This window comes from Escherichia sp. 10290 (assembly GCF_030295155.1).
GTDB classification, from domain to species: domain Bacteria; phylum Pseudomonadota; class Gammaproteobacteria; order Enterobacterales; family Enterobacteriaceae; genus Escherichia; species Escherichia coli_F.
On sequence record NZ_AP025741.1, the window covers coordinates 3,198,276 to 3,210,432 of the forward strand.

The 12,157-nt window shown below is 49.1% G+C and carries 11 protein-coding genes; 6 read left to right on the plus strand and 5 right to left on the minus strand.

Going from position 1 to position 12,157, the window contains the following annotated elements:
- Positions 1–5 precede the first annotated feature (5 nt).
- Positions 6–365 (plus strand): arsenate reductase (glutaredoxin), encoded by a 360-nt coding sequence (arsC, locus tag QUE74_RS16170; protein ID WP_000166449.1) that lies wholly within the window; start codon positions 6–8, stop codon positions 363–365.
- 105 nt (positions 366–470) lie between these two features.
- Here the strand turns inward: arsC and QUE74_RS16175 are convergent, their stop codons facing one another.
- The 3 genes from QUE74_RS16175 to upp form a co-directional block, all read right to left on the minus strand.
- Complete coding sequence (locus QUE74_RS16175; RefSeq protein WP_001307333.1) at positions 471–1,172, minus strand: DnaA inactivator Hda; 702 nt, start codon at positions 1,170–1,172, stop codon at positions 471–473.
- Between the two features lie 94 nt (positions 1,173–1,266).
- Positions 1,267–2,556, minus strand: a complete 1,290-nt coding sequence (uraA, locus tag QUE74_RS16180) for a uracil permease (RefSeq protein ID WP_000198328.1) — start codon at positions 2,554–2,556, stop codon at positions 1,267–1,269.
- Positions 2,557–2,641: 85 nt separating this feature from the next.
- Positions 2,642–3,268, minus strand: a complete 627-nt coding sequence (gene upp / locus QUE74_RS16185) for a uracil phosphoribosyltransferase (RefSeq protein WP_001295473.1) — start codon at positions 3,266–3,268, stop codon at positions 2,642–2,644.
- Positions 3,269–3,592: 324 nt separating this feature from the next.
- On the opposite strand from upp, the gene purM reads away from it, so the two are divergent.
- The 4 genes from purM to ppx all read left to right on the plus strand — a co-directional run bounded on the left by purM (position 3,593) and on the right by ppx (position 9,052).
- Entirely contained in the window at positions 3,593–4,630 is a 1,038-nt protein-coding gene (gene purM / locus QUE74_RS16190; RefSeq protein ID WP_001295474.1) for a phosphoribosylformylglycinamidine cyclo-ligase, read from the plus strand.
- On the plus strand, positions 4,630–5,268 hold the full coding sequence (gene purN, locus QUE74_RS16195; RefSeq protein ID WP_001028599.1) for a phosphoribosylglycinamide formyltransferase: 639 nt from the start codon (positions 4,630–4,632) through the stop codon (positions 5,266–5,268). Before purM ends, purN begins: the two co-directional genes overlap by 1 nt.
- Positions 5,269–5,439: 171 nt before the next feature.
- Positions 5,440–7,506, plus strand: a complete 2,067-nt coding sequence (gene ppk1, locus QUE74_RS16200) for a polyphosphate kinase 1 (RefSeq protein WP_000529576.1) — start codon at positions 5,440–5,442, stop codon at positions 7,504–7,506.
- 4 nt (positions 7,507–7,510) lie between these two features.
- Positions 7,511–9,052, plus strand: a complete 1,542-nt coding sequence (gene ppx / locus QUE74_RS16205) for an exopolyphosphatase (RefSeq protein WP_001121344.1) — start codon at positions 7,511–7,513, stop codon at positions 9,050–9,052.
- A 38-nt stretch (positions 9,053–9,090) separates the two neighbouring features.
- Here the strand turns inward: ppx and pdeF are convergent, their stop codons facing one another.
- On the minus strand, positions 9,091–11,334 hold the full coding sequence (gene pdeF / locus QUE74_RS16210) for a cyclic-guanylate-specific phosphodiesterase PdeF (protein ID WP_000772752.1): 2,244 nt from the start codon (positions 11,332–11,334) through the stop codon (positions 9,091–9,093).
- A gap of 181 nt (positions 11,335–11,515) precedes the next feature.
- Positions 11,516–11,668, minus strand: coding sequence for a hypothetical protein (locus QUE74_RS16215; protein ID WP_000017552.1), 153 nt, complete (start codon positions 11,666–11,668; stop codon positions 11,516–11,518).
- A 17-nt stretch (positions 11,669–11,685) separates the two neighbouring features.
- Between QUE74_RS16215 and QUE74_RS16220 the strand changes: the two genes are divergently transcribed.
- A complete protein-coding gene (locus QUE74_RS16220) occupies positions 11,686–11,877 on the plus strand; it encodes a YfgG family protein (RefSeq protein WP_000076001.1) in 192 nt (63 codons plus the stop codon).
- Positions 11,878–12,157 lie beyond the last annotated feature (280 nt).

A 12,157-nucleotide genomic window follows, 5' to 3' on the forward strand; every position in this document is an offset into this window, starting at 1 on the left:
GAACAATGACCAAACAGGTAAAAATCTACCATAACCCACGCTGTTCAAAGAGCCGGGAAACGCTGAACCTGCTGAAAGAAAACGGCGTGGAGCCAGAAGTGGTGCTCTACCTTGAGACACCCGCCGATGCGGCAACGCTGCGCGATTTGCTGAAAATGCTGGGAATGAATAGCGCTCGTGAATTGATGCGCCAGAAAGAGGATCTTTATAAAGAACTGAACCTGGCTGACAGTTCGCTTAGCGAAGAGGCGCTGATTCAGGCAATGGTGGATAATCCGAAGCTAATGGAGCGCCCGATTGTGGTCGCGAATGGCAAAGCGCGAATTGGTCGTCCACCGGAGCAGGTGCTGGAAATCGTGGGTTAATATGCGCCCTTTCGCGAGTTAAATCACGTTGCCGGATGCGACGCTTGCCGCGTCTTATCCGGCCGACGAATACTATGGGTGCGCATCCGACAATAAACGTCTTGTCTACAGTTTCAGAATCTCTTTCACAAACGGAATGGTCAGCTTACGTTGCGCGGTAATCGACGCACGATCCAACTGATCCAACGTCATAAATAACGTGCGCATCTCTCTGTCGAGCCGCTTCAGCAAGAAACGCCCCACATCTTCCGGCAGTTCAAAACCACGCAAACGCGCGCGTAACTGTAGCGCCTGCAACTTATCTTCATCAGAAAGAGGCTGCAATTTGTAGATCTGCCCCCAGTCGAGTCGCGACGCGAGATCCGGTAATCCCAGATTCAACTGCCGCGGTGGACGATCGCCGGTGATTAACAACCGTGTTTTACCCGATTCCAGAATTCGATTGTAGAGATCGAAAATCGCCATCTCCCACAACTCATCGCCTGCAATACACTCAATGTTGTCGATACAGACCAGCGACAAATGCTCCATACCGTCGAGCACTTCCGGAACAAACCAGGTGCGTTTATCCAGCGGGACATAGCCCACCGCATCGCCACGCTGCGACAATTCCGCGCAAGCCGCGTGCAGCAGATGGCTGCGCCCCGCGCCTTCGCGTGCCCAGAGATAGATGTAACCGCTATGTTCCTGACGCAGCACGTTTTGCAGCGCGGCCAGTAAAGAGGAGTTATCCCCCGGCCAGAAACTTGCAAAGGTTTCGTCGTCAGGAAGATAAAGTGGCAAAGAGAGCTGTGCCGGTGTGTTCAGAGATACCTCAACCAGGATTTCACAAAATCGCGAGAAGTTTACCACAGAATCCCATGATGTTTGAACCGGGCAGCAACACTGCCCGGTCGGTACATTATTTGTCTGTTATATCCGCGTCTTCTGCGTCCAGCACCACTTCTTCAGGGCGCAGCACACTAATCAGTTTGAAGATCAAACTTAAGCCGATACCGACGATGGTCGCCAGCGCCATACCTTTCAGCTCCGCCGCGCCAATGTTTACCTTGGCACCACTGACACCGATGATCAAAATCACGGAAGTCAGGATCAGGTTCTGTGCTTTGTTGTAATCCACTTTCGATTCGATCAAAACACGAATACCGGAAGCACCGATAACACCATAAAGCAGCAGCGAAACGCCGCCCATCACCGGCAATGGGATCATCTGGATAGCAGCAGCCAGTTTACCGACGCAGGAAAGCAGGATAGCGAAAATCGCCGCCCCGCCGATAACCCAGGTACTGTAAACACGGGTGATCGCCATCACGCCAATGTTTTCCCCGTAGGTAGTATTTGGCGTGGAGCCAAAGAAGCCGGAGATCACGGTCGACAAGCCGTTAGCAAACATCGAACGGTGCAGACCTGGATCGCGCAGCAGATCTTTTTTGACGATATTAGCCGTTACTACCAGGTGCCCTACGTGTTCGGCAATAACCACTAACGCCGCTGGCAGAATAGTCAGAATGGCAAACCACTCGAAGCGCGGCGTATAGAGAGTTGGCAGCGCAAACCAGTGGGCGTTAATAATCGGCGTGGTATCGACAATCCCCATTGCGAAAGAGAGCGCATACCCTACCAGCACACCAATTAAAATCGGGATAATTGCCAGGAAACCACGAAACAGCACGGAACCTAAAACCGTGACTGCCAGCGTGGTAATGGAGATGATGATGGTTTTGGAGTCTGGCGTTTGCCCTTCAGCCGGGAGTAAACCTGCCATACCGGCAGCTACGCCCGCCAACTCCAGACCGATGACGGCAACGATTGCGCCCATTGCCGCAGGTGGAAACAGCACGTCCAGCCAGCCGGTCCCCGCTTTCTTCACGATAAAAGAAACCAGGCAGAACAGCACGCCGCACATAATAAAGCCGCCCAGCGCGACTTCATACCCTAACGGCAACAGTAACAATACCGGTGAAATAAAGGCAAAGCTGGAACCAAGATAAGCCGGGATTTTCCCTTTACAGATGAAGAGATACAGCAGCGTTCCTATACCGTTAAATAACAGTACAGTCGCCGGGTTAATATGAAATAAGACGGGCACCAGGACGGTTGCACCAAACATGGCGAACAAATGTTGCAAACTAAGCGGGATTGTCTGTAAAAGTGGCGGTCTTTCACTCACCCCGATAGCACGGCGCGTCATAGTATTATCCTCTGTATTATGTGTTATAGGCGCTTTACTCAAAAAAAAGCCGACTCTTAAAGTCGGCTTTAATTATTTTTATTCTTTATTTCGTACCAAAGATTTTGTCACCGGCATCGCCGAGGCCCGGAATAATGTATCCGTGCTCGTTCAGTCCCTGGTCAATCGATGCAGTATACAGTTCGACGTCCGGGTGCGCTTTTTCCAGCGCTGCGATACCTTCTGGCGCAGCTACCAGCACCAGAACTTTGATGCTGCTGCAGCCCGCTTTTTTCAGCAGGTCGATGGTCGCGATAACGGAACCACCGGTTGCCAGCATTGGGTCAACGATCAGCGCCATACGCTCATCGATGTTAGAAACCAGTTTCTGGAAGTACGGTACCGGCTCCAGCGTTTCTTCATTACGGTACATACCGACGACGCTGATGCGCGCGCTCGGAACGTTTTCCAGCACACCGTCCATCATCCCCAGACCCGCACGCAGAATTGGCACAACGGTAATTTTCTTACCTTTGATCTGGTCGATTTCTACCGGGCCGTTCCAGCCTTCGATAGTTACTTTTTCCGTTTCGAGGTCGGCGGTCGCTTCGTAAGTCAGCAGGCTACCCACTTCGGAAGCGAGTTCGCGAAAGCGCTTGGTGCTGATATCTTGCTCACGCATCAGTCCCAGCTTGTGTTTGACGAGTGGGTGTTTGACTTCCACGATCTTCATACTCTTTCTCCTTTGAGGGGCAGCCACAAAAAAAATCGACGGATTATACCTCCTTTCTTCAAGGCGGCAATATTATTTTCGTTGACTTTAGTCAAAATGATAACGGTTTTAGATAAAGTTACTTTATATTCATGTGGTTATGAAAGAATATTATTCCATCCAAAAACTCTCCTTTGCCACGGTGCAGCTATTCTTTCGCCGCGCGCTTGGGAAAATGAAGTGCAAAAAGGTTGTGTAAAGCAGTCTCGCAAACGTTTGCTTTCCCTGTTAGAATTGCGCCGAATTTTATTTTTCTACCGCAAGTAACGCGTGGGGACCCAAGCAGTGACCGATAAAACCTCTCTTAGCTACAAAGATGCCGGTGTTGATATTGACGCGGGTAATGCTCTGGTTGGAAGAATCAAAGGCGTAGTGAAGAAAACGCGTCGTCCGGAAGTGATGGGCGGTCTGGGCGGCTTCGGTGCGCTGTGTGCATTGCCGCAAAAATATCGTGAACCCGTGCTGGTTTCCGGCACTGACGGCGTAGGTACCAAGCTGCGTCTGGCGATGGACTTAAAACGTCACGACACCATTGGTATTGATCTGGTCGCCATGTGCGTTAATGACCTGGTGGTGCAAGGTGCGGAACCGCTGTTTTTCCTCGACTATTACGCAACCGGAAAACTGGATGTTGATACCGCTTCAGCGGTGATCAGCGGCATCGCCGAAGGTTGTCTGCAATCGGGCTGTTCGCTTGTGGGTGGCGAAACGGCAGAAATGCCGGGGATGTATCATGGTGAAGATTACGATGTCGCCGGATTCTGTGTCGGGGTAGTAGAAAAATCAGAAATCATTGACGGTTCTAAAGTCAGCGACGGCGATGTACTGATTGCACTCGGCTCCAGCGGCCCGCATTCAAATGGTTACTCGCTGGTGCGCAAAATTCTCGAAGTCAGCGGTTGTGATCCGCAAACCACCGAACTTGATGGTAAGCCATTAGCCGATCATCTGCTGGCACCAACCCGCATTTACGTGAAGTCCGTGCTGGAGTTGATTGAAAAGGTCGATGTGCATGCTATTGCGCACCTGACCGGCGGCGGCTTCTGGGAAAACATTCCGCGCGTATTGCCAGATAATACCCAGGCAGTGATTGATGAATCTTCCTGGCAGTGGCCGGAAGTGTTCAACTGGCTGCAAACGGCAGGTAACGTTGAGCGCCATGAAATGTATCGCACCTTCAACTGCGGCGTCGGGATGATTATTGCCCTGCCTGCTCCGGAAGTGGACAAAGCCCTCGCCCTGCTCAATGCCAACGGTGAAAACGCGTGGAAAATCGGTATCATCAAAGCTTCTGATTCCGAACAACGCGTGGTTATCGAATAATGAATATTGTGGTGCTTATTTCCGGCAACGGAAGTAATTTGCAGGCAATAATTGACGCCTGCAAAGCCAACAAAATTAAAGGCACCCTACGGGCAGTTTTCAGCAATAAGGCCGACGCGTTCGGCCTTGAACGCGCCCGCCAGGCGGGTATTGCTACCCATACGCTCATCGCCAGCGCGTTTGACAGTCGTGAAGCCTATGACCGGGAGTTGATTCATGAAATCGACATGTACGCACCCGATGTGGTCGTGCTGGCTGGTTTTATGCGCATTCTCAGCCCGGCGTTTGTCTCCCACTATGCCGGGCGTTTGCTGAATATTCACCCTTCTCTGCTGCCGAAATATCCCGGATTACACACCCATCGTCAGGCGCTGGAAAATGGCGATGAAGAGCACGGTACATCGGTGCATTTCGTCACCGATGAACTGGACGGTGGCCCGGTTATTTTACAGGCGAAAGTCCCGGTATTTGCTGGTGATACGGAGGATGACATCACCGCCCGCGTGCAAACCCAGGAACACGCTATTTATCCACTGGTGATTAGCTGGTTTGCCGATGGTCGTCTGAAAATGCACGAAAACGCCGCGTGGCTGGATGGTCAACGTCTGCCGCCGCAGGGCTACGCTGCCGACGAGTAATGCCCCCGTAGTTAAAGCGCCAGCTCTGCCGCTGGCGTTTTTCAATTCACCTGTAAATCGCAAGCTCCAGCAGTTTTTTTCCCCCTTTTCTGGCATAGTTGGACATCTGCCAATATTGCTCGCCATAATATCCAGGCAGTGTCCCGTGAATAAAACGGAGTAAAAGTGGTAATGGGTCAGGAAAAGCTATACATCGAAAAAGAGCTCAGTTGGTTATCGTTCAATGAACGCGTGCTTCAGGAAGCGGCGGACAAATCTAACCCGCTGATTGAAAGGATGCGTTTCCTGGGGATCTATTCCAATAACCTTGATGAGTTCTATAAAGTCCGCTTCGCTGAACTGAAGCGACGCATCATTATTAGCGAAGAACAAGGTTCCAACTCTCATTCCCGCCATTTACTGGGCAAAATTCAGTCCCGGGTGCTGAAAGCCGATCAGGAATTCGACGGCCTCTACAACGAGCTGTTGCTGGAGATGGCGCGCAACCAGATCTTCCTGATTAATGAACGCCAACTCTCCGTCAATCAACAAAACTGGCTGCGTCATTATTTTAAGCAGTATCTGCGTCAGCACATTACGCCGATTTTAATCAATCCTGACACTGACTTAGTGCAGTTCCTGAAAGATGATTACACCTATCTGGCGGTGGAAATTATCCGTGGCGATACCATCCGTTACGCGCTGCTGGAGATCCCATCAGATAAAGTGCCGCGATTTGTGAATTTACCGCCAGAAGCGCCGCGTCGACGCAAGCCGATGATTCTTCTGGATAACATTCTGCGTTACTGCCTTGATGATATTTTCAAAGGCTTCTTTGATTATGACGCGCTGAATGCCTATTCAATGAAGATGACCCGCGATGCCGAATACGATTTAGTGCATGAGATGGAAGCCAGCCTGATGGAGTTGATGTCTTCCAGTCTCAAGCAGCGTTTAACTGCTGAGCCGGTGCGTTTTGTTTATCAGCGCGATATGCCTAATGCGCTGGTTGAAGTATTACGTGAAAAACTGACTATTTCCCGCTACGACTCCATCGTCCCCGGCGGCCGTTATCACAATTTTAAAGACTTTATTAATTTCCCCAACGTCGGCAAAGCCAATCTGGTGAACAAACCACTGCCGCGTTTACGCCACATTTGGTTTGATAAAGCCCAGTTCCGCAATGGTTTTGATGCTATTCGCGAACGCGATGTGTTGCTCTATTATCCTTATCATACCTTTGAGCATGTACTGGAACTGCTGCGTCAGGCTTCGTTCGACCCGAGCGTACTGGCGATTAAAATTAACATTTACCGCGTGGCGAAAGATTCACGCATCATCGACTCGATGATCCACGCCGCACACAACGGTAAGAAAGTCACCGTGGTGGTTGAGTTACAGGCGCGTTTCGACGAAGAAGCCAACATTCACTGGGCGAAGCGCCTGACCGAAGCAGGCGTGCACGTTATCTTCTCTGCGCCGGGGCTGAAAATTCACGCCAAGCTGTTCCTGATTTCACGTAAAGAAAACGGTGAAGTGGTGCGTTACGCGCACATCGGGACCGGGAACTTTAACGAAAAAACCGCGCGGCTTTATACTGATTACTCGTTGCTGACCGCTGATGCGCGCATTACCAACGAAGTACGGCGTGTGTTCAACTTTATTGAAAACCCATACCGTCCGGTGACATTTGATTATTTAATGGTGTCACCACAAAACTCCCGCCGTTTGTTGTATGAGATGGTGGACCGCGAGATCGCCAACGCGCAGCAGGGGCTGCCCAGCGGTATCACTCTAAAGCTAAATAACCTTGTCGATAAAGGTCTGGTCGACCGTCTGTATGCGGCTTCCAGCTCCGGCGTGCCGGTGAATCTGCTGGTTCGCGGCATGTGTTCGCTGATCCCTAATCTGGAAGGCATTAGTGATAACATCCGTGCTATCAGTATTGTTGACCGTTACCTTGAACATGACCGGGTTTATATTTTTGAAAATGGCGGCGATAAAAAGGTTTATCTTTCTTCCGCCGACTGGATGACGCGCAATATTGATTATCGTATTGAAGTAGCGACGCCACTACTCGATCCACGCCTGAAGCAGCGAGTACTGGACATCATCGACATTTTATTCAGCGATACGGTCAAAGCGCGTTATATCGATAAAGAACTTAGTAATCGCTACGTTCCCCGCGGTAACCGCCGCAAAGTGCGGGCGCAGTTGGCGATTTACGATTACATCAAATCCCTCGAACAACCTGAATAACCCTATGCCAATACACGACAAATCCCCTCGTCCGCAGGAGTTTGCTGCGGTCGATCTTGGTTCAAACAGTTTCCACATGGTTATTGCCCGTGTGGTGGATGGCGCTATGCAGATTATTGGTCGCCTGAAACAGCGGGTCCATCTGGCAGACGGTCTGGGGCCAGATAATATGTTGAGTGAAGAGGCAATCACACGCGGATTGAACTGCCTATCGTTGTTTGCTGAACGCTTGCAGGGATTTTCGCCTGCCAGCGTTTGTATTGTTGGCACCCATACGCTGCGTCAGGCGTTGAATGCTACTGACTTTTTGAAACGCGCGGAAAAGGTCATTCCCTACCCGATTGAAATTATTTCCGGTAATGAAGAAGCCCGTCTGATTTTCATGGGCGTGGAACATACCCAGCCGGAAAAAGGTCGCAAACTGGTTATTGATATTGGCGGCGGATCTACGGAACTGGTGATTGGTGAAAATTTCGAACCGATTCTCGTTGAAAGCCGCCGGATGGGTTGTGTCAGCTTTGCCCAACTCTATTTCCCGGGCGGGGTCATCAATAAAGAGAATTTTCAGCGCGCTCGCATGGCGGCAGCACAAAAACTGGAAACTTTAACCTGGCAATTCCGTATTCAGGGCTGGAACGTGGCAATGGGCGCTTCCGGTACCATAAAAGCCGCCCATGAAGTGTTAATGGAAATGGGCGAGAAAGACGGGATAATTACCCCGGAACGTCTGGAAAAACTGGTAAAAGAAGTTTTACGTCACCGTAATTTCGCATCGCTGAGTTTACCGGGTCTTTCCGAAGAACGGAAAACAGTCTTCGTTCCTGGACTGGCGATTTTATGCGGTGTGTTTGATGCTTTAGCCATCCGTGAACTGCGCCTTTCTGACGGGGCGTTACGCGAAGGCGTATTGTATGAAATGGAAGGACGTTTCCGTCATCAGGATGTGCGTAGTCGCACCGCCAGTAGTCTCGCTAACCAGTATCACATCGACAGTGAACAGGCCCGACGGGTGCTGGATACCACTATGCAAATGTACGAACAGTGGCGGGAACAGCAACCGAAGCTGGCGCATCCGCAACTGGAGGCGCTACTGCGATGGGCCGCCATGCTGCATGAGGTCGGGTTGAATATCAACCACAGCGGTTTGCATCGCCACTCCGCTTATATTCTGCAAAACAGCGACTTGCCGGGTTTTAATCAGGAACAGCAGTTGATGATGGCGACGCTGGTGCGCTATCACCGTAAAGCGATTAAGCTCGACGATCTGCCGCGCTTTACCTTGTTTAAGAAGAAACAGTTCCTGCCACTGATTCAGCTATTGCGCCTTGGCGTATTACTCAATAATCAACGTCAGGCAACCACCACACCGCCAACATTGACGCTGATTACCGATGACAGTCACTGGACACTGCGTTTTCCGCATGACTGGTTTAGTCAGAATGCGCTGGTACTGCTTGATCTGGAAAAGGAGCAAGAATACTGGGAAGGCGTGGCTGGCTGGCGGTTGAAAATTGAAGAAGAAAGTACACCAGAAATCGCCGCTTAATGCTTTGCGGGCCGACAAGAAATGTCGGCCCGCATTATTCAGGCACTTTCGCGAATGGGTTCGATTTCATTCAGCGTATCAATTAACGGTTGCGGCTTACCAATAAGATAACCCTGCATATAATCGATCCCCAAAGAGAGCACCGCCTCGCGGATCTCTTCGTTTTCAACGTACTCTGCCACTACCAGCATTTTCTTCATTCGCGCCAGGTGGCAAATCGACGCCACTATCTGATAATCCAGACTATTTGACACAATATTGCGGATAAAACTGCCGTCAATTTTAAGCAGATCGGCATTCACATTTTTAAGCCGTGCATAGCTGGCGTAGCCGGTTCCGAAATCATCAATCGCAATCTGGCAGCCTAATTCCTGAAGATGCTGCAAGGTGATCTGCGCCTGCTTAACATTGGTCAGAGCATTACTTTCGGTGACTTCAAAAATAAGTTGCCACGCTTCAATTTGATATTTAGCCAGCAACTGACTGACTTCAAATGGAAAACGAGCCTGACATACCGAGGTTGGCGACAGATTAATAGCAAAACGGTGAGCGGGCATCTTCGCTCTGTTTTCAGCCATAAATTGCAGCGTATGCTCAATGACCCACATGTCGATACTCGACGATAAACCAAATTCGTGCGCGACCGGCAAGAAGCTGTCGGGGCTGATCAGTTCATCATTATCACCTTTCATGCGCAGAAGGATCTCATGGTAGACATCACCACGCATACCGGTAATCGGCTGGGCCATCAGGAAAAAATGGTTGTGTTCCAGCGCCTGCTGTAGCCGATTCATCATCGCGACTTTATCTTTCAATTCGCGTTGCAAATACATTGCCCCGCGACGCTGCATATTTTCCGGGGCGTTGGTCACGATGGAGAGTTCAGCAACCGTATTTAGCTCTCCCAGCAGTAAGTAGATATGATTCACTGGCGAGCGCACATAGCAGTAACTGACGCCAATCTGCGGTTGCATCGGCATTCCATCCCAAAAGAAACGAAATTGCTTGAGATGGCTATCCAGTGCGGTAATGCGCTCCTGGTGCGCTTCTGTATTCAGTCGCAGCGCGAGATCGTTACCCGAAAGCTGATAAACATCTTCACCCGGTTCCAGCAATGGTGACAGCCAGTGAGAAAGTTTTTGCTTGTATTGAATCCGTAGCATGATGCCATAGTTCTTAACCAGCATTTCCATGCCGGGGATGCGTAAATAACAAAGCGCAGACCAGGGGGCATCACGCAACGCGCGATTCAGGGCGCGAACATTTGGCAGATGAACCACCGGGTCCACATACGCAAGCCGCTGAATGCGTCTGACTACCGCTCGCTGACGGGTTGCCAGTACAGCCATATAATTGACAATAAAAGAGAATACCAGATAACTGGAGGAGGTTATGGTCAGTTGCGTGGTATAGCCAGGATAAATGGGAATGTAATTTTGATAGCTGTGGATGCTAATCATCAGCACGACCGCCCAGAGCAGCGAAATCAACTTATAACCATAGCGCATGGCTCCCCACATCATCAGGGGTAGCAATAATGACAAGGTATAATTGGTGCTGAAAATCGTGCTTTTTTCATTTAACGGCATGCATAACAGCAACAACAACGCACCTAATGCCAGTAGCCAGAGCGCGAACTCTTTTTTGGTGACTTTGACATCAACTTGCTGTTTTAATTGCGAATAATAGCTGCGTAAATAAAACGGATTTCGCACCACCCGAATGATGAAATAGCACAGCGGGACACCAATCAGATTACCTACCAGCAAGGCCTGATAATTGATTAAGGTCCCGAGGTTAAAGGGCATGACGCCGACCAGATTTTCTCTGCTCGCCAGTAATCCAACAAACGCAGCAAATTGGAAAAGTATTAGAAACAGCGTTGCAGGAAATACAATCTGCCAGAATATACGCTGGGCAATTAAACGGGTATCACCATGTGAAACGTTGTTACGCCGGGGAGTAAAGACCCTGTAACCGCCCCAACAGAGAATGATAATGATAATAAAATTAGCTGTTAATGAGAGCGTTTCGTAAATACCCAGCTCTGCATATTTGCGAACAAAAATCCCTAAGGCGATCCCTGGCAATGCCGCCCAGCTGAAAAACATCATCATGCTGATCATCAGTGCCAAAGGCAGGTAAAAGAGAAAAACCTCACCGGAAGAAATATGCGCGAAAGTATTAATATGGGCGAAAATGGGCAAGATTAAAGAAGGCAGGAACAGCGGAAGCCCCCACCATTTATCACGTATTTTTATATAGGTTGCATTCAGTTTCATAGATGCTCAGCAGAATCCCCCACATCCTGAAGGAGGTGTATTCAGACAGGCATCCCACCTGACTTCGAATGATGATTATTCATCACTATAGAGAGCATTGATTCTAAGTGTCATATGAAAGTTCCAATTGATATATATCAAACAAAATAACCCTGATTAATGAATTATTACGTTTATCATGTTAATTCATCATTATTACATCATCATTGTAAATAATTAAATTAACTTCCATAACATTAAAATATGTATCCACTGACGCTTTTTTACATAACGAAGAATTGACCATTTTGTCCTGTTGTGCCTTAATGTAAGTACCGTCCACGGCGTGGGACATACTTCAAGGAACCTTTTGTGAGTCAGGCAACCAGTATGCGAAAACGACACCGATTTAACAGTCGCATGACCCGTATCGTACTGCTCATCAGCTTTATCTTCTTCTTTGGCCGTTTTATCTACTCGTCCGTCGGTGCATGGCAGCACCATCAGAGCAAAAAAGAAGCTCAGCAATCCACACTCTCCGTCGAATCACCGGTACAACGTTAGCGGTTACCTTCTCCACTTTCACAGAACATAACGGCACCTCGCTGTCGGATGCTTTTGCTCTTTGGGATTATCAAAGCGGCAGATATTCTTTCATCTTAAATTTTACGTCTTTGTCCTGACTGATGTTTATCCTGTTTGGCTGCGAAATAAATATAAAATTAATACATATGTTTTAATGATGTATTTTTATAAATTATTTTCCACATGAATTTTAATAAATTTAATCTATTCCTTTATACGCAATACATTTACTTTCCTCTTTTGATGATCTTAAATGTCT

What these genes read in the sequence shown, in the direction of transcription:
- uraA (WP_000198328.1), bottom strand. Translation starts at nt 2,556, where the DNA reads ATGACGCGCCGTGCTATCGGGGTGAGTGAAAGACCGCCACTTTTACAG.
- pdeF (WP_000772752.1), bottom strand. Translation starts at nt 11,334, where the DNA reads ATGAAACTGAATGCAACCTATATAAAAATACGTGATAAATGGTGGGGG.
- ppk1 (WP_000529576.1), top strand. Translation starts at nt 5,440, where the DNA reads ATGGGTCAGGAAAAGCTATACATCGAAAAAGAGCTCAGTTGGTTATCG.
- upp (WP_001295473.1), bottom strand. Translation starts at nt 3,268, where the DNA reads ATGAAGATCGTGGAAGTCAAACACCCACTCGTCAAACACAAGCTGGGA.
- ppx (WP_001121344.1), top strand. Translation starts at nt 7,511, where the DNA reads ATGCCAATACACGACAAATCCCCTCGTCCGCAGGAGTTTGCTGCGGTC.
- arsC (WP_000166449.1), top strand. Translation starts at nt 6, where the DNA reads ATGACCAAACAGGTAAAAATCTACCATAACCCACGCTGTTCAAAGAGC.
- QUE74_RS16215 (WP_000017552.1), bottom strand. Translation starts at nt 11,668, where the DNA reads ATGTCCCACGCCGTGGACGGTACTTACATTAAGGCACAACAGGACAAA.
- purN (WP_001028599.1), top strand. Translation starts at nt 4,630, where the DNA reads ATGAATATTGTGGTGCTTATTTCCGGCAACGGAAGTAATTTGCAGGCA.